17 protein-coding genes are annotated in these 22,925 nt (G+C 42.5%); 8 read left to right on the top strand and 9 right to left on the bottom strand.

All coding sequences use genetic code 11. The features are described from left to right. Together QHT84_RS08950 and QHT84_RS08945 are read right to left on the bottom strand one after the other, a co-directional pair. On the bottom strand, window positions 1-1,097 hold a 1,097-nt coding region (locus QHT84_RS08950), incomplete at its 3' end, for an RCC1 domain-containing protein (protein WP_407649239.1). 53 nt (window positions 1,098-1,150) lie between these two features. Continuing rightward, window positions 1,151-6,142 carry a PKD domain-containing protein gene (locus tag QHT84_RS08945; protein ID WP_283239215.1) on the bottom strand — a complete coding sequence of 1,664 codons (4,992 nt, stop codon included), beginning with the start codon at window positions 6,140-6,142 and terminating at the stop codon, window positions 1,151-1,153. A gap of 408 nt (window positions 6,143-6,550) precedes the next feature. Here QHT84_RS08945 and era point away from each other — a divergent pair, with 408 nt between their 5' ends. After that, window positions 6,551-7,441, top strand: a complete 891-nt coding sequence (gene era / locus QHT84_RS08940) for a GTPase Era (RefSeq protein ID WP_283239214.1) — start codon at window positions 6,551-6,553, stop codon at window positions 7,439-7,441. On the opposite strand, the gene QHT84_RS08935 is transcribed toward era, so the two are convergent. Beyond that, entirely contained in the window at window positions 7,442-7,951 is a 510-nt protein-coding gene (locus QHT84_RS08935) for a GTP-binding protein (protein ID WP_283239213.1), read from the bottom strand. A gap of 95 nt (window positions 7,952-8,046) precedes the next feature. On the opposite strand from QHT84_RS08935, the gene der reads away from it, so the two are divergent. Further along, window positions 8,047-9,357 carry a ribosome biogenesis GTPase Der gene (gene der, locus QHT84_RS08930; protein ID WP_283239212.1) on the top strand — a complete coding sequence of 437 codons (1,311 nt, stop codon included), beginning with the start codon at window positions 8,047-8,049 and terminating at the stop codon, window positions 9,355-9,357. Window positions 9,358-9,455: 98 nt separating this feature from the next. Further along, window positions 9,456-12,236, top strand: a complete 2,781-nt coding sequence (locus QHT84_RS08925) for an outer membrane beta-barrel protein (protein WP_283239211.1) — start codon at window positions 9,456-9,458, stop codon at window positions 12,234-12,236. An 81-nt stretch (window positions 12,237-12,317) separates the two neighbouring features. On the opposite strand, the gene QHT84_RS08920 is transcribed toward QHT84_RS08925, so the two are convergent. The 5 genes from QHT84_RS08920 to QHT84_RS08900 form a co-directional block, all read right to left on the bottom strand. Then, window positions 12,318-13,115: a TPM domain-containing protein gene (locus tag QHT84_RS08920; protein ID WP_283239210.1), complete on the bottom strand. Its 798-nt coding sequence runs from the start codon at window positions 13,113-13,115 to the stop codon at window positions 12,318-12,320. After that, the gene (locus tag QHT84_RS08915; protein ID WP_283239209.1) at window positions 13,115-13,552 is read right to left on the bottom strand and encodes a TPM domain-containing protein; all 438 of its coding nucleotides are present in this window, start codon (window positions 13,550-13,552) and stop codon (window positions 13,115-13,117) included. The genes QHT84_RS08920 and QHT84_RS08915 overlap by 1 nt, the downstream gene beginning before the upstream one ends. Before the next feature lie 9 nt (window positions 13,553-13,561). Further along, window positions 13,562-14,149, bottom strand: coding sequence for a LemA family protein (locus QHT84_RS08910; protein WP_407649238.1), 588 nt, complete (start codon window positions 14,147-14,149; stop codon window positions 13,562-13,564). A 73-nt stretch (window positions 14,150-14,222) separates the two neighbouring features. Continuing rightward, window positions 14,223-14,555 carry a MerR family transcriptional regulator gene (locus QHT84_RS08905; protein ID WP_283239208.1) on the bottom strand — a complete coding sequence of 111 codons (333 nt, stop codon included), beginning with the start codon at window positions 14,553-14,555 and terminating at the stop codon, window positions 14,223-14,225. Window positions 14,556-14,620: 65 nt separating this feature from the next. Next, the gene (locus QHT84_RS08900) at window positions 14,621-15,601 is read right to left on the bottom strand and encodes a M23 family metallopeptidase (RefSeq protein WP_283239207.1); all 981 of its coding nucleotides are present in this window, start codon (window positions 15,599-15,601) and stop codon (window positions 14,621-14,623) included. A 301-nt stretch (window positions 15,602-15,902) separates the two neighbouring features. Between QHT84_RS08900 and alaS the strand changes: the two genes are divergently transcribed. Next, a complete protein-coding gene (alaS, locus tag QHT84_RS08895) occupies window positions 15,903-18,536 on the top strand; it encodes an alanine--tRNA ligase (RefSeq protein WP_283239206.1) in 2,634 nt (877 codons plus the stop codon). 138 nt (window positions 18,537-18,674) lie between these two features. On the opposite strand, the gene QHT84_RS08890 is transcribed toward alaS, so the two are convergent. Then, window positions 18,675-18,842: a hypothetical protein gene (locus QHT84_RS08890; RefSeq protein WP_283239205.1), complete on the bottom strand. Its 168-nt coding sequence runs from the start codon at window positions 18,840-18,842 to the stop codon at window positions 18,675-18,677. 4 nt (window positions 18,843-18,846) lie between these two features. On the opposite strand from QHT84_RS08890, the gene QHT84_RS08885 reads away from it, so the two are divergent. The 4 genes from QHT84_RS08885 (at window position 18,847) to QHT84_RS08870 (ending at window position 22,895) form a co-directional block, all read left to right on the top strand. Beyond that, window positions 18,847-19,530, top strand: coding sequence for a hypothetical protein (locus QHT84_RS08885; protein ID WP_283239204.1), 684 nt, complete (start codon window positions 18,847-18,849; stop codon window positions 19,528-19,530). A 100-nt stretch (window positions 19,531-19,630) separates the two neighbouring features. Next, window positions 19,631-20,590, top strand: coding sequence for a GSCFA domain-containing protein (locus QHT84_RS08880; RefSeq protein ID WP_283239203.1), 960 nt, complete (start codon window positions 19,631-19,633; stop codon window positions 20,588-20,590). Between the two features lie 74 nt (window positions 20,591-20,664). Then, a complete protein-coding gene (locus QHT84_RS08875; protein WP_283239202.1) occupies window positions 20,665-21,036 on the top strand; it encodes a hypothetical protein in 372 nt (123 codons plus the stop codon). A 26-nt stretch (window positions 21,037-21,062) separates the two neighbouring features. After that, window positions 21,063-22,895, top strand: coding sequence for an outer membrane protein assembly factor BamB family protein (locus QHT84_RS08870; RefSeq protein ID WP_283239201.1), 1,833 nt, complete (start codon window positions 21,063-21,065; stop codon window positions 22,893-22,895). Window positions 22,896-22,925 lie beyond the last annotated feature (30 nt).

Raw genomic sequence — 22,925 nt, 5'->3', positions numbered from 1 at the left:
ACGGCTGTCGTTCCGCCATTACCCAGTTGGCCAAAGTCATTTGACCCCCAGGTATAAATGGCACCATTGGCCTTTTGAGCCATACCGTGAAACCAGCCACCGGTAACTCTTACCCAGTCGGTATCGGTACCTATTTGCACGGGCTGTGTTCGATTCGTGGTGGTACCGTCACCCACTTGTCCGGTATCATTACGCCCCCAGCCCCACAGGGTGCCGTCACTCTGTATCCCATAGGAGGTGCTGTATCCGGTGCCTATATACACCCAGTTGGTATTGGTACCTACTTGCACTGGCGTATCTCTAAAATAAATAAGAGGAAAACTATCACCCACTTGTCCCTGTCCTCCATCGCCCCAGCCCCAAAGGGTTCCATTGGTTTTCAAAGCCAAGGCATGTCCTGTTCCGGCACTGATGGTAGCCCAATCGGTTTCCGGGCGCAACTGGGTAGGGTATTGTCGCGAGCCTACATTCGAAGGGCCGACCAATCCGGTACTATTACCACCCCAGCCCCATAAGGTACCATTGCTTTTTAAGGCTAAAGCGGTACGAACAATTCCGGCAGTTTGAATGAGTACCCAATCGGTATCGGTACCTATTTGTCCGGGGGACAGTCGGTTACTGCAACAAGTGCCGTCACCCATCTGATAACTGTCATTTTGCCCCCAGCCCCATAGGGTTCCGTTGGACTTAAGAGCGATGGTAAACCCGTTACTGGCAGATACTTGGGTCCAATTGGTTGTTGCACCAACCTGAGCAAAAGTGTTAATATAGTTTATGGTGCTTCCTATACCCAATTGTCCAGTCGAATTATCCCCGGTTGCCCAAAGTGTCCCATTGGTTTTAAGGGCAAATGTATTATAAGGCCCGCAAACCGCTTGTTGCCAATCAGTAGCAGTATTAAGTTGTGTCGGATTGTAAAAATCAGCTTCACTGCCGTTACCCATTTGTCCGAAAACAGAAGAGCCCCAGCCCCATAACGTACCATTGGGTTTTATACCTAAATTAAAATAATATCCCGAATTAATACTAGTAAAGCATTGTGCAGGTATGGTTAGCACATTACCCGTAAATAATAAAATAAGCAATAATTTTTTCATATCGAATGTTGTTTAAAAAGAGAGGTGCGACTGCACCTCTCTTACAAAGATAACTATTCTTTTATTACTTTTTGTTGTTTTACCAGTTGCCCGTTTTCACGCAGCACCACAATATAAACCCCGGCCGGGTAGCGGTCAAGGTTCAGTCTCCAACGCCCTTTCGCTTCTATGGCACTAAAGGCATCAAGCGGCCTTCCGGTCAAATCATAAAGGGTTAACGTAGGGTTCGCTACGGCCGATTCAAATTGTACTTCCGCAGGCCCTTGCACGGGGTTCGGCACCACCAGCAACTGTCTGGGAACCAATGGCAGATTGTTTTCAGGGCCTTCCGCAAGCGTTTTGCTGATGGCTTCCCCACCACAACCGGGTAAAGTAAACGTAAAATCGGTCAAACAAGGTTTCCCGTCTTCACCAATCCCTTCAAAAAACAAGGTAACACTACCACCGTTAACCATATCAATCGGGATAACGGTAAACGAATAAACTGCCGACCCCGGCTGTAGGGTTACCGTCGATGGGATAATCGTGACATCAGGCCCCGGGGATACCACGGTTACAGTAATGGGGGTACTGCTGTTGTTTTCAATTTTCAAATCAAGCGCAAACGAACAATAATGAAACTCATTGGGAGTCAGGCTGTCCACCACGATCGATTTGATGACTTCACATTTGGCACATTCCCCATAAGCATAGTCAAGCGGTTGGGTAATCAGGTTGCACAACCCGGTATTATAGGATAATTGATAAATGCCACTCTGTTGCAACTCAAACGGATCCGGAAAGCTTTGTACCCCACCGGCAGCTACAGTAGAATCCTGCCACCAGTTCCATGAGTACAACTCCAACCTCGGCCCTATCAAATAACCGGTTTCTTCCTTATAAGCACAGGCATCAATACAACCGCTTGGAAATATCCATTCATAATAAGCAGGGTCTTTTGGGATGTTCTTAGTGTCGCTGCTTACCGTGCAGCCCCCATCGGTATGCATTATCTGTATAGGCCCGCCATTGGTTAGCGTATTAAACACTCCGGTCATCCCGTTACTCCAGTTATACACCCCGGTACTGCTTTGGTTCAGTACAAACACATCCACCAGGTAAGGAGAACAACTGTTAAATGAGTAATCAACAAGCGGAACAGCAGGCACTGGGATAATCATAATGGTGGCACCGGCGGTGTTTTGGCACCCAAAACTATCGGTTACGGTTACCGTCAGGGTATAGGTTCCCACAGTTAAACCGGCCAGATCAACTTCGGTACTGTTGGCAGTGCCATACGGTTGCCCGTCCACTTGCCAACTAAGGCTGTTGCCGGCAGGGGTAATGGCCTTAATGATGCGTTGCGTATTGTTTTCACAAAAAACAGTATTGCCGTCAAGTTGTACACTCGGAGGCAGTCGGAACACCGGGGCTATGCGGCTCGGCGAGCTGTAGGTGCAGTTTTGCGCGCTGCGCAGTTTTACCCAATAAATTCCTTCGCTGTTTGGAGTATAAGTGAAGGAGTTAGCACCCGTTATAGGGGTCAATTCATCCATCCATTGGTAGCTGGCACCACATTCGGTGCCGTTAGGTACATAGGTCAGCGTTACGCTGCCCCCGGCACAAACGGTGGCATCGGTTGGGCTGGCTACGATATCCCCGTTAAAACATTCGGGGGGAATAGTAACAGTTACCGGAGTCAAAATTCTGCTACACCCAAATCGGTTTTCTACGGTTACTCCAACGGTATGCGACCCGTAAGATTCAAAGACATGTTGTGGTATAGCGAGATTATTAGTTACATTATTACTAAGATTCCAAGTATAATTCAAATTTGGAATATTAGGAACAGTAATAAACGATACAGCCGTATCATGACAAAAAACGGTTGAATTATTTATTACCATATTCGGGATTGTCTGCAAAATAATATTTCCAATAACCACCTCGCACAAGGGTAGTGAGGAACCGTATAAAGTACCGCCTACAACCAGTTTAATAGTGTAATTTCCGCTTGGGAAAGTACCGCTAAAGCTGCCGTTGGCAGTACCCAGCATCGGGACATAGGAGCTGTCTGGCGCCCCGGTTGGCTTAATAGAATAGGCCCAACTGCGGTTGCCTATCGGGGCAAAAAAATCGGTATTGTCGGCTACCGTGATGGTAAAGCTCGAGTTTCCGGTACCGTTGCACACGGCACTGTAGTTAAACTGTGGGATATAGGGTACCAGCAAATCTTCACGATCTTCAAATACGGTATAACCACTGCCGCATTCGTATTTAGCACGGTGCATCACATTATAGATGCCCGCCACGGTTACCGGTAGGGTAGTTCCTGTATAATGAGCTGTCGAAACAGGGCCTATGATATCATAGTAGTCATCAACCGGTGGGTTGGGTAACTGCGTTGCGGTACCGCTTAAATAGAGAGTAGAGTAACCATCACCACTGGCATTGCAACTTACGGTTGACGTATTGGTCACCATCGGTATTGGGTCAATGGTGCAACTAGAGTTGCAGTTTAATCGGAAGACATGAAACAGATTAGACGTGTTTTGACACCCGGTTACCGGGTTGGTAGCCACAACTGTGTAAACGCCAAACGTAGTTGGCAAATACGAGGTGCCGGTTACCCCGGTTAGCATACTGCCGTCATGATACCATTGAAGAGCGGGGCTGTTGGAAGCAGCCACAGTAAGCCACGAATCGATTTGCCATTCCTCACAAAAAGCATTACCGCCACTGTATAATGAAATCGAAACATCAGGGGCCGGTAATATGGTTACTTGTACCGAGGCAATATTGGTTGAGTTCCCACAACCGTTCGGATTCATGATTTGTGCGGTTATGGTATATATAGAGTTACCGTTACTGGTATTTTCATACTGAAAGGATTGGTTCAACCCACCCGATAAAGGGGCTAAGTTTGAAGTCCAGTTCACGGTCGAACCGGCATCCAAGGGGTTCAACGGGTCGGTAGAAACCACCGTCAACGGTATGTCCAAACCACTGCAAACCGGCCCGGTATACCCACTGATAGCAATGGTTGGCGTTGGGCGTACTTCCACTTCAATAAAGAAGTCTTCAATAAGCGTACATTTCTGAATAACACAATGCAGGCTTACGGTGGTAATAGTAGTCACATTATTCCACATCACCGAAATCGAATTCGTATTTTGACCCGAAATGATGCTGCCCACAGCAGTATTGCTTAATGACCAGGTGTAGGTTTCCCCTTCATCATATAAATTGGTGGTGCCCTCAAAATTAACCTTATAATTCCCCGTAGAGTTTCCGCAGGCTATCAACGGGCCATCAACTATCGCCGGAATTTGTTTGTTACTTACGGCTAGTGTCGATGGAGGCGAAATGCAGGAGATTGGAGAAATTGTTTGACATACTACGGACACCCCATGCGAGGTATTGGTGTCAAATACAACCACAACCTGTGGTCCGGTATCACTTCCTTGTATAGTTCCGTTTGTTGGGGCTTGCCATTGATAGGTAAAAGCGGGGTTATACCCACTCACACTATAGGTGTAAGGTACCCCGGGGCAAATTTCAACAGGTCCCGTGATTGCTCCGGGAGCCGTGGGAGCGCTAATCACTTTGATTAGCTTTGGTTCACTTGGACAAGTGTTGGTGCCCGATACTACCAAAGAGTAATTGCCGGGTGTAGTAAACACATAGGAAAAGTTATCAGAACCATTAAGCGTGGTGATTATATTTCCCGTATATCCCAATAATTGCCAATTAACGCTGTTACCACCTGCTTCCTCGAAATGACCGTTGGCACCACTGCAAAGGGCCTCGGGTCCCGAAATAGCATAAGGTTTTGTCACATTTATTTTTAGGATGGCAACCCCTCCGCAATGCAAAAGGGTGTTTTTATAGACTACCTTCAGTTCAAACAAACCGGTTTGTCTGGGCTCTAAAAAGATTTCATTGCGTTGGTCCGTCAATATGATATTGACATTGTTGCCATTGTTCCCGTCTAAAATTTCCCATTGAAAGTCGGTTGTAGGCCACTGCGGCATGGTGTACTTGTATTGTTGTCCCAAGCAAATTTCGGTTGGACCATCTATGGTTCCGTTACTCAATACAACAGGAACCTTTACTGTAGAGGGGATTAAGCATCGAAGTGCACATTCTCCGGGATTAAAAGTAACATACCCAAAACCATTTTCATCTACTTGATCCCATACTACGGTAACATCACCCGAAACCGGGTCAACATTTTGTATAGTACCTCCGTCCACACTCCAATTATATGCTCCCTGGCAAACCACTTGGCCGTCAAAAGGCAACGAGTAAGTGGAAGTCTCTCCTTCACATACGACACTTGGACATTTTATATCAAAACCTTTACGTTCCACCTGAATGGTTAATTTTGCTGAACTACTACATCCACAAGCATTGGTAACGGTTAATGAAACCATATAAGAACCGGGTGTATTGTAGGAATGGGTAGGTTCAAACGCAGTAGAAGTACTGCCGTCACCGAAATCCCATAAATAGCTCATAATTGGGGAACCATTACCCACTTCCGAAAGATTTTCAAAATAAATCGTTTGAAGTGAACAAGCATAATACCCGCCGCCATCCCTTAGAGGTACGGTTGGAATTATGGAAAAGTCAGCTTTGGGACGCGCTATCTTCTCAATGCAAATTGTCTTGGTGATAGTTTCGGTACCGTTGTCGACAGCAAATGATAGAAAGCCATTTCCCATGGCACCCCATTCTACGGTAACCTGAGTGTCCGATTGCAAAAGAATATCTCCACCGTTAATATTCCATGTGGTACTGGGGTTACTGCCTAAATTACCCGAAAGTGTATATGTCACTACTTGTCCGGAGCAAGTGAGTAAACATTCATTTTCGGCTATTTCCTCAATAAAAATCGGATTTTTACCGTCTCTGGGTTCTTCGTTGGAATACACTTGGCATCCAACCGAAAAATCCCAACTGATTTGAACACCCGAGGCTTGGGCGTATCCCTTTGAAGTGACACCTAATAAGGAGGTCACTAAAAAGAGATAAAAAAAATACTTTAGATTGTTTAATCTCATAGAAGTTGTGTTTGAAGGTTACTAATTAATTTTGTTTTTATTATTTTGAAAAATTAAATAATCCTCTTGGTGTTGTGGTACACTAAAAGTGTATATTATGTTAAAATTTCACTTACAATTTCTAAATTAATAGTCATTAAAAAAATCCCCATCAATGGGGATTTTAAATCTGTTTTTTGGTGTAAAAAGACTACAAATCGATGTTTTGTTCGTTTTCTGAGACCTAGAGAAAAAGGCAGGTTTTAGGTTTTGAATTAATTTTTAAAGTATTTAGCATCATAACAGCTATCTTTGCAACCGAAACAGTATTTTTGGTATTAACTATTGCATCCGAAATCGCATACGTTTATACTAATTTAGCCTCTAAGGGTGGCTTTTTTACTTTAACCCTGTTTTCCGTTTTTATATATGGATCAAAAACACAAGGCCGGCTTTGTTAATATTATCGGAAACCCTAACGTAGGCAAATCAACCCTGATGAATGCCTTTGTAGGGGAACGTTTGTCTATCATTACTTCCAAAGCGCAAACCACGCGTCACAGAATTTTAGGCATAGTCAACGGGGATGATTTTCAAGTCGTTTTATCCGATACCCCCGGTATCATCAAACCGGCTTACGAAATGCAAAAGTCGATGATGGACTTTGTGAAATCGGCTTTTGAGGATGCCGATGTGTTGATTTATATGGTAGAGATAGGCGAGAAGGAACTCAAAGACGAAGACTTCTTTAACAAAATCATCCATTCTAAAATTCCGGTTCTATTGTTGCTCAATAAAATCGATAAATCGAATCAAGAACAATTGGAAGCACAAATCGATTTGTGGAAATCGAAAGTGCCCAATGCCGAAATTTTCCCGATTTCGGCCTTAGAGAACTTCAATGTCAAAGAAGTGTTTGACCGTATTTTACAATTGTTACCCGAATCGCCGCCGTATTATCCTAAAGATGCGTTGACCGATAAGCCGGAGCGTTTTTTTGTGAATGAAACCATCCGCGAAAAAATCTTATTGAATTACGATAAAGAAATTCCGTATGCCGTAGAAATAGAAACGGAAGAATTTTTAGAAGATACCAACATCATCCGAATCCGTTCTGTAATTATGGTGGAGCGCGATACCCAAAAAGGCATCATCATCGGACACAAAGGGGCCGCTTTGAAGAAAGTGGGAATACAGGCACGGGAAGATTTGGAAAAATTCTTCGGCAAACAAATCCATATCGAATTGTATGTGAAAGTCAACAAAGATTGGCGCAGCAATGCGTATCAGTTGCGCCGTTTTGGGTACAACCAAAAATAATCAGCTTCTAAGGATATCCTGCAATATCGCTTCTAAGGCATCGGTTTGGGTGTGTCCTTTTTCCCGAATTTGTCGGGCAATCACATAGAGTAAAAACCATACGATGACCATTAAAAACATGACCACTAAATCCATGGTCATCGATTCTTTAAGGGTGTAGTTCGAATAGGCAAACATCCCAAACAGGATAAAAATGCCGGCGACCACAAAATGCAAAAACATAAACAAGGTCCACAGTGTTTGATCGGGACCAAACAAACCCCGAATATGAGTCGCGTTTTGTTCGTTTCCTTCTTTAGCTTCTAATTCAATACTCAAATGCGGCGACCAATAGTGTCTTTTTTCACCTGAAAGGGTAAATTGCACATGGTTGTTTCGCAATTTCATGATAAAATCGGTCGATTGGTTTTTTTGCCGATACGTAGCAAACTTCTCTCGGACTACCGCAATATTTTCTGCTACATCCAAATAAAAACGAGGCCGAAGGCGTACCTCATGTTGCGTATCCATAATACCGTTTTTGTGGGTTAATACGATACTAAAAATAATAAAATAATTGAATTTGTGCTCTTTAATACTACCTTTGCACCATATTTAAAATCATTATGAACAATATTGTAGCCATAGTTGGTCGACCGAACGTAGGGAAATCAACGTTTTTTAACCGTTTAATTAAAAGAAGAGAAGCCATAGTTGACTCTGTCAGCGGGGTAACGCGCGACAGAAATTACGGTAAAAGTGAGTGGAACGGCAAAGAGTTTTCGGTAATTGATACCGGTGGTTACATCAAAGGTTCGGATGATATTTTTGAAGGTGAAATCCGCCGTCAGGTAGAATTGGCTATCGATGAAGCCGATGCCATCATTTTTGTGGTCGATGTAGAAGAAGGCATTACGCCTATGGATGAAGAAGTGGCCAAATTGCTTCGTAAAGTAACCAAGCCCATTTTGTTAGCGGTTAATAAAGTAGACAACGCCATGCGCGAAAAAGATGCGGTGGAGTTTTATAACTTAGGGTTAGGCGAATACTTTACCATAGCCGGAATCAGCGGTAGCGGCACCGGAGAATTATTAGACAAACTGGTAGAAGTATTGCCCGAACTTCCGGAAGTAAATGAAGAAGAGGAATCCATACCGCGTTTCTGTGTGGTAGGCCGTCCCAATGCCGGAAAGTCCTCTTTTATCAATGCGTTAATCGGGGAAGATCGTTTTGTGGTGACCGATATTGCCGGTACAACCCGCGATGCTATCGATACGCGTTACAATCGTTTTGGGTTTGAGTTTAACTTAGTCGATACGGCCGGAATCCGCAGAAAAGCCAAAGTAAAAGAAGATTTAGAATTTTATTCGGTAATGCGTTCTGTGCGTGCCATCGAGCATTCCGACGTTTGTATTTTGTTGATTGATGCCACGCGTGGCTTTGAAGGACAAGACCAAAGTATTTTTTGGTTGGCCGAAAAAAACCGCAAGGGAGTCATCATTTTAGTCAACAAATGGGATTTGGTCGAAAAAGATACCATGTCGACGCGCGATTACGAACAAAAAATCCGCAAAGAACTCGAACCGTTTACCGATGTGCCGATTTTGTTTGTTTCGGCACTTACCAAACAACGCTTACTCAAAGCCTTGGAAGGAACGGTGAAAGTGTATGAAAACAGAAAGCAACGCATCCCGACGTCTAAATTCAACGATTATATGTTAAAATTAATCGAGGCTTATCCGCCGCCGGCGTTGAAAGGAAAGTATGTGAAAATTAAATACTGTATGCAGTTGCCGACACCAACGCCTCAGTTTGTGTTTTTTGCCAACCTACCACAGTATGTAAAAGAACCGTACAAGCGTTTCTTGGAAAATAAAATTCGCGAGCATTGGGATTTTAGCGGTGTTCCGATTGATATTTACATCCGCGAAAAATAGATATGTTAAAAGTTTCGTAAGAAATTTTCACAATACACACTAAAATAAGAATTTAGCCGTTATTATTGTTTCTAACCTAATAACCGCTAAATTTTTTTATGCCAAAATCACCCTTCGCACTGTTCTTCTTCTTTTTTAGTTTTATTTCTTTGGCCCAAAACAGCGTTACGCTCAAAGGCAAAGTAGTAGATCAAAACACTAAACTACCCATCGAATCGGCCACGGTGTATTTAACCTCTGTAAAAGATTCCACGGTTATCGATTATTCCATCACCAACAAACAGGGTGTTTTCAGTTTTAAAATCAAAAAAATTGAAAAACCGTTTTTGTTCAAAGCATCTTACGTCAGTTATCAGGATTTTAAAAAAGAAATGGAATCGTTGCTTTCCGATAAAGATTTCGGTACCATCGAAATGCAGGAAGCCGTCAACGAATTGAATGAAGTAGTTATCAAATCGGAGATTCCGCCCATCCGAATCAAGAAAGATACGCTCGAGTTCAATGCCGCCTCATTCAAAGTAGGTGCTGATGCCAATGTAGAGGCGTTATTGAAGCAATTACCCGGAGTGGAAATTACCCCGGAAGGCAAGATTACCGTCAACGGCAAGGAAGTCAACAATATATTGGTCAACGGCAAACCCTTCTTCGGCAAAGACGGCAAGATTGCCACACAGAATCTGCCGGCTGAAATTATTGATAAAGTTCAGGTAACCGAAACCAAAACCAAGTCTGAAGAAATGTCGGGCGACAGTTCGAGTTCTCAGGAAAAAACCATCAATCTCACCATACAAGAAGACAAAAACAAAGGGGTTTTCGGGAAAGTCGTCGCCGGAACCGGTTCCGATAAGCGGTATGAGTCGAGTTTGTTGCTCAACGCTTTCAAGGGCGAACGGAAAATCAGTGTGTTGGCTTCCTCCAACAACATCAATTCGATAGGGTTTTCCATGGATGAGATTTTCGACAATATGGGCGGCGGCCGAAACACTTCGGTCTATTATAATGACGATGGCAGTTTCGGGATTAATAATATGTCGTTCGGCGGCAATCGCGGGATAACCCGGTCGAATATGATAGGGGTTAATTACCAAGACAAATGGCTCAAGAAGATTGATCAAAGCGGCAGCTACTATTTTTCGAATGCCGTCACCGAAAATACGAATCGTTCCTACCGGACCAATTTGTTGCCTGAAGGCAATACCTATACCGGTTCCATGGCGCGAACAAAAAGCGGCAGTAACGGTCACAATTTGGATTTGAATTTTGAAGTCGAAATCGATTCCACCGCCAGCATTTACTTCAGTCCGAATTTTCAAAAAAGCAAATCCTACGGGAAATCGTCCCGAAGCCAGATTACGGTGGATGAAATTCAAACCGAATTAAACAGTAGTACCAATGACGATTACAATGAAAATGACAACACGGTTTTCGGTGCCGAGGCCAGCTTCAGCAAAAGATTCAAGAAGAAAAACCGCGGGATGGTGATTAATTTCGAATCGGAATTCCAAAAGCGAGACGATTATGTCAATACCAATTCGGCTACGCTTTTTTCCGATACAACCCCCGATGACATTCGGAACCAAAATCGCTTTGAGAATGACGAAAACAACTTTGTCAAATTCGAAGTCCGTTATGGCGAACCTTTGACCGATTCGCTTCGATTGAGTCTGACTTCCGAAATTACGTATCGCAAAAGAGACAACCGTTTGAATACCTTCGATTTTGATGCCGGAACCAATCAGTATGATGATTTCAACGATTTGCAATCCAACGTTACCCAATCGAAGGCGTTTACCTATTTTCCTTCGACCGGACTCATCATTGCCAAGGCAAAAACCAACGGGCGGATTAATTTTGGTCCCGAGTTCATTCGTTTTGACGCCTATTCCAATTATTTGGGTATCGCCACCCACAGAGACAAGAATTATGTTTTCCCGAGAGTAAAAGGATACATCAGCCATACCATCGGAAAGTCAAAGTCAATTTATTCGTTTTATGATTTTGGCGTCGAATTGCCGCAAGCCGGTCAGGTATTACCGGTAGAAAACTTGTCTAATCCGTTAAGTACTTTTGTGGGGAACGAAAATTTGAAGCCAACGCAGCGTCACAATTTGTATTTCAATTTTAATAATTACGACTACCAATCCCGTTCCGGATACTATGTTTATTCGGGTATTAATTTGAGTCAGGACGCCATCGTTTCTTCTACCGTTTTTGATGCCAATTTTAAAGCTACAACGACTTACCAAAATGTCGATTGGACGCACAATTCGTACATGGGCGTCAATTGGAACAAATCGTATAAAAAAGAAAAACGAACGCTTCGTTTCGGGGCCGGCATCAATTTTAATTACAATTTTAATAAAGGACTAACCAATGCGGTGACATTTGAGTCGCGCGGACTGCAAATCAATCCGCGATTGAACATGTCGTGGAGTATTGATGAAGTGATTACCGTTTCGCCAAGTTATCGCTATACCTACAATACCATCGATTATAAAAATTATGTGATTGACAATGCCAAAAACTTTGTCCACAACGGAAAATTGGAAATCACTTCTTACATGCCGAAAAAGTTTGTGATAGGCAGTGATTTCGGGTATACCTATAATTCCAACATAGCCGATGGCTTTAAAAAGGATTTTTATTTGTGGAATATCAGTGTGGGATATAATTTCTACAAAGACCAGTTTTTGGCCAAAGTCAAAGTTTATGATTTGCTCGACCAAAATCAAAACAGTACCCGAACCATTACCCCTACGGCGATTGTTGATGCCGAAAACACAGTGCTGAAACGCTATGTGATGTTTTCGCTGACCTACAAACTCGAGAAATTTGCCGGGAAGAAAAAAGGCAATGGTGGTATTATGATTATGGATTAAATAAAAAAACCTCGTTTAATCAGAACGAGGTTTTTTTATGTTTTAAATCGGTTCACTGCCAACGGAGCACGGTGCGTTGCCTTACCAGCTTCCGCCCGAGCCACCGCCCGAGAATCCGCCGCCGCCAAAGCCACCACCAAAGCCGCCGCCACCGCCGGAACTTCCGCCACCAAAGCCGCCGAAACCACCGCCTCCGCCACGACCGAGGCTGCTTAGAATGATAATGTCGGCTAAATCGATGCCGCCACCGCGGCCACCTGAGTTGCCCCCATTGTTTTTATTTTTGGCGATGATAATCAGCAATACGATAAAAATGATGATAATCGGCAGTATGGGAAAGCCGTCACTTTTATTCTTCTTCCGCTCGCCTTTGTATTTTCCTTTAAAAACATCGATAATTGCATCGGTTCCTTTGTCGAGTCCTTTGTAGTAGCTCCCGGCTTTAAATTCGGGAATGATAATATTTCGGGTGATTTCTCCTCCAATCCCGGCGGTTAATCGGTCTTCCAATCCGTATCCGGCCGAAATCCATATTTTGCGTTCTTGTTTCGCTAACAGAATAATCACGCCGTTATCGTCTTTCTTTGTGCCGCCAATGCCCCAGGCATGACCCCATTTGGGTGTCAAAATACCAATATCTTCTCCTTTTAAACTTTCAATAATGACCACCACAATTTGAGTCGTAGTACTGTCGGCGTACCGAATGAGTTTTTCCTCTAATTGGGATTTTTCTTCAGGTTGTAACAGTTGGGCATAATCGTACACCGAGGTTTGAAAACTGGGCTTTTTGGGAATTTCGTACTGGGCAAAACCCATTTGGGTGATGAAAAAGAAAACGAACAGTCTCAAGATATGGGCTAATTTAAAGATTCTTCTCATTATCCTTTTGATATTTCGTTCGATAATTCGTTTACATCGCCATCCTGATACGGAAAGAATTTTTGCAACTGTTCACCGGCACGCAAAATGCCATCAACCAAGCCTTGCTTGTAGCGACCGGCTTTGAAATGATTCACCATCACGTCTCGGGTACAATCCCAAAAATCATTCGGCACCAAATCGTTAATGCCTTTGTCGCCGCAAATCACAAAGGTTTTGTCTTTTACAGCCAAGTAAATCAAAACCCCGTTTTTCAATTCGGTTTCATCCATTTTGAGCAAATGAAAAACTTCCATCGCACGCTCAAACGCGTCGATGGAAGTGTGTTTTTCTATATGTACTCTGATTTCACCTGAAGTGTTTTGCTCCGCCAAGCGAATGGCTGCGACAATTTCTTGTTCTTCTTCTTGGGTTAAAAAGTCTTCTACTTTAGACATTGACTCAAATTAGAATTTTACTTCAACCGGTTTATCTGCACCTTCAACGGCTTTGAAGTATGGTTTTTCTTTGTATTTTCCTAAGAACATACTTTGTGGCATGGCTAATACATAGCTGTTGTAATCTTGAACTACTTCATTAAAGCGCGTTCTGGCAGTTAAGATCTGATTCTCGGTACTGGCCAATTCATCTTGTAACTTTAAAAAGTTTTGATTGGCTTTCAAGTCAGGATATTGTTCTACCGAAACTAATAATCTTGATAAGGAAGAAGAAACGCCCGATTGCGCCGAATTAAAGGCAGCTAATTGTTCCGGTGTCACATTGGCCGGGTCAATGGTAACGGATGTAGCTTTGGCTCTGGCTTCAATCACTGCCGTTAAAGTGCTTTTTTCAAAATCAGCAGCACCTTTTACGGTATTGACCAAATTACCAATCAAATCATTTCTTCTTTGGTAAGCCGTATTCACATTTCCCCATTCTTTGTTAACTGCCTGATCTTTGCGTAATCCGGTGTTCATTACACCTATCACCCAAAAACCAATGATAACAACTAATCCGATTACAATAATCCAAGGTAAAAATCTTCTAATGTTCATGTTTTCTATTTTTTGTTTTGTTATTCGTTATTTATTTATTTATTTATTTATTTCAATGATTACAATTTTGGTACTAAAGTTGACTCTTGATATGCAGCAACTGCGCTTTCACCGCTTCCAATTTGCTGATGATTTCAAACTTGTCTAACGTTTTTTTCTGGCCTTCTTTCAAATGCGTTTTGGCACCGTCCAGCGTAAAACCACGCTCTTTTACCAAGTGATAAATCAGCTGTAAATTCTTCACATCTTCGGGCGTAAACATACGGTTGCCTTTCGCATTTTTCTTGGGTTTTAAGATGTCAAATTCCTTGTCCCAAAAACGAATCAATGAGGCATTCACATGAAAGGCTTTGGCCACTTCACCAATGCTGTAATACCGTTTCCCTTCTTTTAACTCGATATGCATAGTGTTGCTGTTTTTCTGTTTATTAAATCCTTAGCCCGAAACTTTGAACCCGTAACCCGTAACGGTTAATCCAATGACTGATTCTCCTGGTTCGCCAATTTCGAAATTACCACATATTCCGCCGCCGAAATATTGCCGTAATAAAAATTAATCGGATTCACTACTTTACCGTCTTTGTGTACTTCATAATGCAAATGCGGCGCTTCGCTTCGTCCGGTGCTGCCCACATAACCAATTACATCACCGCGTTTCACACGCTGACCGCGTTTCACTTTGTATTTGCTCAAATGCGCATACAAGGTCAAATACCCATAACCGTGATTGATTTCAATATGATTCCCGTAACCCGATTTGGAGTTGTCGGCACTCACCACGACCCCATCGCCGGTGGCAAAAATTGGGGTGCCGGTCTTGGCCGTAAAATCCATGCCTTCGTGCATTTTACGCACTTTGGTAAACGGATCGGTTCGGTATCCAAAACCCGAGGCCATGTGCTTTAATTGTTCGTTCTTTACCGGTTGAATGGCCGGAATAGCCGACAATAATTTGTTTTTTTCTTTGGCCAATTTTAAAATTTCATCCAACGATTTTGATTGAATCGCCAACTCCTTGGCAATCACATCCACGCGCTTCGAGGTATTAATCACCAATTCCGAATTGTCAAAACCTTCCAATTCTTTGTAGCGATTTACCCCGCCAAAACCCGCTTTGCGTTGTTCGGCCGGAATGGGAGAGGTGTTGAAGTAAGCTCTGTAAATGTTATTGTCACGCTCCTCAACATCCGCCAACACTTCTTCAATTTGTTCCATTTTTTTATTCAAAATGGCATAACGCAATTTCATGGTTTCAATTTCACGGGCCTGCAAACGGTCTTTCGGAGTTTCTAAATACGAAGAATTTAATAAAACCACAAAACACAAAAAGCCGAATAGCGCAGATGACAGTAAAAACAACCCGATGTACCCCAGTTTTTTGGATAGTTTCGGCTTAATTTTTCGGTAAGCCAAACTTTCGGTATCGAAATAATACTTTACTTTTTTCGCCATCTTTGATTTTATACTATTTTTGTGCTTGTTTTCAAAAAACAATGGTTATACGAACAAATTTAGCAAATGTTTCAGTCATATCCGAAATTTTAATTTGAAGCTTTCAAATTAAACTGTCATCCTGAGCTAAGGCGAAGGATTAGGAGCGAATCGTCCGGAGCCATTGCTAAACCTTTTTCCTGCTGTCCGTTGCAATCTCTTCGAGGATTTCCACTGCCATCAGGGCTAATGAGTAAACCATTTTCTGGAAACGTCAGTTTTCAACTCGGAACCTGAAACCTTAAACCTGAAACTGTTACTAATGACATCACAAGACATCCGTAAAGCCTATTTACAATTCTTCGAAAGCAAAGGCCATTTAATTGTTCCTTCAGCGCCTATCGTTTTGAAAGACGACCCAACCCTAATGTTCAATAACTCGGGTATGGCACAATTCAAAGAATTCTTTTTAGGCAACGGAACCCCTAAGAGTCCTAGAATAGCCGATACCCAAAAATGTCTCCGAGTGTCCGGAAAACACAACGATTTGGAAGATGTAGGTTTCGATACTTACCATCATACCATGTTTGAAATGTTGGGTAACTGGTCCTTTGGTGATTACTTCAAAAAAGAAGCTTTAGCTTGGGCTTGGGAATTTCTGACTGAAGTCTTGAAATTGGATAAAGACCGTTTGTACGTTTCCGTTTTTGAAGGCAATCCTTCCGAAAATGTGCCGTTCGACCAAGAAGCGTTTGACATTTGGAAACAATACGTGTCCGAAGACCGCATCATTCTCGGTAATAAAAAAGACAACTTTTGGGAAATGGGCGATCAGGGACCGTGCGGTCCGTGTTCGGAAATCCACATCGATTTACGAACCGATGCCGAAAGAGCGGCTGTGTCAGGACGTAGTTTGGTGAATGCCGATCATCCGCAAGTGGTGGAAATTTGGAACAACGTGTTCATGGAGTTCAACCGCAAAGCCGACGGCAGCTTGGAAAAACTACCGGCCCAACACGTGGATACCGGAATGGGCTTCGAACGTTTGTGTATGGCGATGCAAAATGTAACTTCCAATTATGACACCGATGTTTTTACCCCTTTGATTGCCAAAGTAGAAGAAATCACCGGTTTTAAATACCTGCCCAATACCGTCACTCCGAGCGCAGTCGAGGAGAAAACGAATATCGCCATTCGCGTCATCGTAGATCACGTGCGCGCCGTGGCTTTTGCTATAGCCGACGGACAATTACCGTCTAACGGAGGTGCCGGTTATGTGATTCGCAGAATTTTACGTCGTGCCATTCGTTACGGCTTTACGTTTTTAAATACGAAAGAACCGTTCATCAATAAATTGGTTCCGGTTTTAGCGGACCAAATGGGTGAATTTTTCCCGGAAATCAAATCGCAACAACAACTGGTAACCAACGTTATCCGGGAGGAAGAAGCCTCTTTCCTGAGAACCTTAGACCAAGGGTTGCAATTGTTGGATAAAGTCGTAGCCGAGGCTTCCGGTAAAGAAGTGAAAGGCGAAAAAGTATTCGAATTGTACGATACGTATGGTTTCCCGAAAGACTTAACCGCATTGATTTTAAAAGAAAAAGGCTATTCGTTTAACGAATCGGAATTCGACGCCGAATTGCAAAAACAAAAAGATCGCTCGCGTGCGGCTTCGGAAGTTTCTACCGAAGATTGGCAAGTGTTGATTCCCGGAAATGTGGAAACGTTTGTGGGTTACGACCAAACCGAAAACGAGGTCAAAATCACCCGCATCCGCAAAGTAGATTCTAAAAAAGACGGCGTTTTGTACCAAATTGTTTTAGACAATACACCGTTCTATCCGGAAGGCGGCGGACAAGTGGGCGATAAAGGTACTTTGGTTTCGGCCAATGAAACGATTGACATCATCGACACCAAAAAAGAAAACAATCTGATTTTGCATTTCGCCAAACAATTACCGGAAAATGTAAATGCCACTTTTATGGCCAAGGTCAACACCGATTTAAGAACGTCCACTTCTAAAAACCACTCGGCCACGCACTTGATGCATTTGGCGTTGCGAAACGTTTTAGGAACTCACGTAGAGCAAAAAGGCTCTTTGGTGAATCCGAACTATTTGCGTTTCGATTTTTCGCATTTCAGTAAAGTCACCGATGAAGAATTGCGTCGGGTAGAGGCTAGTGTGAATGCTCAAATTGAAGCCCAACTCCAATTAGGGGAATACCGAAATATTCCCATCCAGGAAGCGTTAGCCAAAGGGGCTATGGCGTTGTTCGGTGAAAAATACGGCGATACGGTTCGTATGATCGAATTTGGTGATAGCAAAGAGTTGTGCGGGGGTATTCACGTAAAAAACACCGCAGAAATCTGGCATTTCAAAATTGTTTCTGAAGGTGCGGTAGCAGCCGGAATTCGTCGTATCGAAGCGATTACCGGAGACGCGGTGAAAGATTTCTTTGCCCAACAGGAAAATGCGTTAGCCTCCATCAAAGAAACGTTGAAAAACCCACAAGATACGCTTAAAGCCGTGGTTTCGTTACAAGACGAAAATGCCAAATTGAAAAAGCAAATCGAGCAATTGTTAAAAGAGAAAGCCAAAGGCCTAAAAGGCGAATTGGCTGCTCAACTGCAAGAGGTTAACGGTGTGAAATTTTTAGCTGTGCAAGTCGATTTGAATGCAGAAGGCGCCAAAGATTTGGCGTATGAATTAGGAAGCCTCGGAACCAATTTATTTTTGGTGCTGGCCACAGCCGATGAGGATAAACCGATGTTAACCTGCTATATTTCCAAAGAATTGGTAGCCGAGAAAAACCTAAACGCCGGACAAGTGGTTCGCGAATTGGGTAAATACATTCAGGGCGGCGGGGGCGGACAACCGTTTTTTGCTACCGCCGGTGGTAAGAATGTTGCCGGAATACAAGATGCTTTGGCAAAAGCGATTGATTTTGTAAAATAAGAATCATACTAGTTGATTATAAATGAGCCTTTTCCGTTTCGGAAAGGGCTTTTTTTATCGATAAACGACATTGTTGGGGTAGTTTAACAGATTTTCAGGTTTTATATCGAAAGTTTTTTTCAGATTTTAACAACCACTCTACTTTTGAATCGTTCTCAAGAAGCCCCAGCCATTGATTACCTCTAAAACTACTAATGTGATGATGAAAACTACACTTCGATATTTCGCCATTTTTGCTGTGATGTTATGGTCGATGACCTCTTGTTCTTCAGACGAAAACACAATGCCATCGGCAATTTTACTCAAAAAAATGACCGCTGTTTCTTTTGGGACTCACGCGGAGTATACCTTTTCATATAAAGGAACCAAGTTAACAAAAGTGGCTTACAAAGTTGACAATCAAACCAACGGTAACGGTTACATGAAATATTTCTATACCGGCGATTTCATCACAGAAATTAAAGCGTACAACAACAGCAATCAAAACACTACTAAAACAGTATTCTCGTATAATACTTCTAACCGGTTAATTCAGGTAGTAAAAGTGGATTACACCAGAGATTATGGTTTTAAATCGGTATACCAATACAACGCAGACGGTTCGGTTGTAATGACAGGCTATTCGGGAGATGTAACCACTCAGAATACGCTTTCCGGTATTACTGAGAAATACTATTTCCAAAACGGTGAAATTGTAACCAAAGAGTTGTATGGCACAACCCTACAATCAACCCTAACATTCACTTACGATTCAGCCCATCATCCGTTGAAAAATGTAACCGGAGCCAAGGCTATCAGAATCTACGATTTTATTACCGACGGTTTGTTTGGGATGGAGCACAACCTAATGACTCAAAATTACATAGATACCAACGGGAATATCGAAAATACAATGACCATGGAGGGAAGCTACAACCAGGATAACTATCCTACTACTATCTATAGCGTTGACGCTCTGGATACTACCAGCTATACCTTCCAGTACAACAAATAATTGCAAATCAGACACTGAAATCAAACCCCGAAAACCCTTTCTACTGTCAAGGAAAGGGTTTTTTTATGTTGTTTTTGTACCTTTGAAGCAAACCGAGTTTATGAATTTTAGTACCAAGGTTCCGATTGCCGTTTATAACTTCCCATTAGATTACGATGCCCGCATACTGTTGTTGGGTTCTTGTTTTACGGAGCATATCGGGCAAAAGTTGGACTATTTTAAATTTCATACAACGACCAATCCTTTCGGGATACTCTTTAATCCGGTTTCCATAGAAAAAGTAGTAGACAGAGCTGTAAATCAACGGTACTTTACCGAGACGGATATTTTTTTTCACAACGAGTTGTGGCATTGCTTCGAAGTCCATTCGGAACTGAGCCATCCCGATAAAGATTTTTTTCTTCATCGATTGAACCAAATTTTGGAAGATCTTCATCTTCAAATTGTAACCTTTTCAAATGTCATAATTACGTATGGTACCGCTTGGGTCTATCGTCATAACAATTCCGGTAACATAGTGGCTAATTGCCATAAAGTGCCTCAAAAAGAATTTACAAAAGAACTGCTTTCTCCGGAAACTATCGAAAATGCAATGCAGCAAACGATTGCTTCGATTCAAAAAGTCAACCCAAATTGTCGCTTCATTTTTACGGTGTCCCCGGTGCGCCATCTCAAAGACGGCTTTGTTGAAAATCAATGGAGCAAAGCCCACTTGATTGCTGCGATTCATCAAGGTATGAACACCCCGGACAATTCAACCGCCTCGATGAACTATTTTCCGAGTTATGAGATTGTGATGGATGAACTGCGCGATTATCGTTTTTATACCGAAGATATGTTGCACCCAAATCAAACGGCTATTGATTACATCTGGGAGAGGTTTGTGCACTATTGTATCAAGCAGGCCTGTTACCCTGTCATGCAAGAAATAGACAGCATCCAAAAAAGCCTGAATCATCGACCTTTTCACAGTGACACCCAAAGCCATCAAAAGTTTTTAGCGGCTGTCCGTCAAAAGATTGCCAAACTGCAATCCCAATTTCCCCACTTTCAGTTTTAACAAAATACGACATTTGCCGTATTTCTGATTTTAACATTTCAGTATAGGTTTGTTATGAATTTAACAACCTAATCATGAATGCTTTAAAAACTTTTTTAGCTATTACCTTATTCCTTGCTGCCGGCCAAACCGCTTTGGCCCAGAGACCCCTACTTACCGATGAAGAGCAAGTCGCTGAAATGGTCACCAAAGAAATCGACGAAGTTTTTCAGTCGGAAGATTTTCTGAAAAAGAAAAACAAAAAATATGCTGATGTCAAAGGAACCATGGTCATCGATATTGGCGTAGTACAAAACGGAAAGGTTTCTACTTTTTTTAAAGTCGATAGTGACGTCAAGAATATAGACTTCATCAACTTCATGTCGAGTTACATTTTAGACCACAAATTCAAATTCAAGTTGCAAAAACAGCAGCGCTATAAAATCAGATACTCTGTTACTTTTTAACCTAATCACAATAAAAACAATACATTATGAAAAAAATCACTTTAGTAATGACAGCGCTGTTCTTGGCAGCCGCATTACCTGCCAACGCACAGTTTGGAAAACTGTTGGGAAAAGGCAAATCGGCCGGAAAAAAATCCGGTAGCTTTGCCACAGCTTGGGAATCCGAGTTTGATAACAAAGCCACCCGGTTAGCGGTCGCGGTTAATAACGGACAATATATTTTGGGAACCGATGACAATTCGGCTTCTGTACTCGATGCTTCCGGGAAAATCGTTTGGAGCGGCGATTATAAAAAAATTACCACCAACAAAACCAATAAATGTGAATACCAATATGTCATTCAAAAAGGAGATGACAAAGGCGGCTACTTGTTCTTGTTTGACGAACGAAAATTGGGCACCGACCGCGTGGCTGTTTTAGACATTGCTACCGGAAAAGAGCTTTGGAATTCCGAAGAATATCAAAACCTGATTCAAAAGGGAACCAAAGCCGAGGAAGGAACGGATGAAGGCGAATTGGAAACCGTAAAATACATTTATGAGTTGGATGCGTTTCTTATTTCTCAAAAGGCATCGGTTATCTTGGTTAAAGCCAATACCGGTGAGAAAATATGGGAAACCAACCGATTTAAAGGCGGTGTCGGAAAATACATTTACGATGCCAAACGCAATGAAATTGTGATGATTAATTTCAAGCCAACGGCCTTAGGTGCTTTGTTTGCCGGATTTAAAAATCAGTTGGTAAAAATCAATGCGACCAATGGTGAAGTACTTTGGGATGCCACTTTTGTCGGAACCATCGAAAAAGAATTAGTAACCCGTAGAGCCATAGTCGATTTGTGGATAAAAGGCGATAAATTGTACATGTATCTCGACGGATTACAGGTGTACAACATCAATACCGGTCAGAAACTTTGGGAAGTAACCTATGAGAACGATATGCAAGGCGCAAATGGCGGTTTGTTTAGCGGTGGAAGACGCTCTAAAATTTACCGTACTATTGCCGACCCATTGTTTACCGATAACGCGGTGTATATTGTAATCTTAGGAACACGAGATCGTACCAAATATGTAGAAAAACACGATTTAGAGTCCGGAAAATTACTCTGGGCTTCCGAAAAAATTACCGGCGCATTTTGTATGCCGAACATCTACAAATCGGGCGATAAAGTCTTAGTACAAGTGGGCGGAAAAGTACAAGTGCAAGAATACCGTTTGGAAGAGACTTCGAGCGGATTCGGGGCAGCATCTGCCTTTGGCGGCGGCTCTGTGAAACAATGGGTGCCCTACATTTACTGGGATTATAAAGCCCAAAAGAACTCCGTGTTGTGTTTGGATGACAAAACCGGAAAAACGGCGTGGCGTTCCGAGAAATTTGACAAGCGTATTACCGACTTCATTTTAGAAAATGATAAAACCCTTTTTGTGGGTGATGGCGATGAGTTTTACGGCTATGACATTGCTTCCGGAAACCAATTGTTTGATGTGAAACACAACGATGCCAAAGTAGGGAAAGCTACCGACGTAATTGATTTTGGAGACAAGGTAGTAGTGCTTTCCGAAAAAGGGCTGGCTTCTTACAACAAAAAAGACGGTTCGAGGGTATACGCCACGGAAAAAATTCGCGGTGTGGATTACTTCTATGAAATCGAAGGAAACTACTATTTGAGAGACCAACGAAACAGCAAAAATATCATCTACGGTATCGACATGACCAACGGGGAAACTAAAGGTTCGGTGCAATCCAAAGGAAAAGGAGGAAGCCCGAAATACGGAGCCGGAATTGACATCTCCGATGATGGGGAATTTATCTTCGCCTTCAAAGGAAAAAAAGTAGAAAAAATTAAAGTTAACAATTGAGTTTTTTATTAGAAAGTGAGTGGGGACTGC

The organism is Flavobacterium sedimenticola (assembly GCF_030053345.1).
Classification (GTDB): Bacteria; Bacteroidota; Bacteroidia; order Flavobacteriales; family Flavobacteriaceae; genus Flavobacterium; species Flavobacterium sedimenticola.
This window is presented reverse-complemented; position numbering and strand designations above follow the sequence as displayed.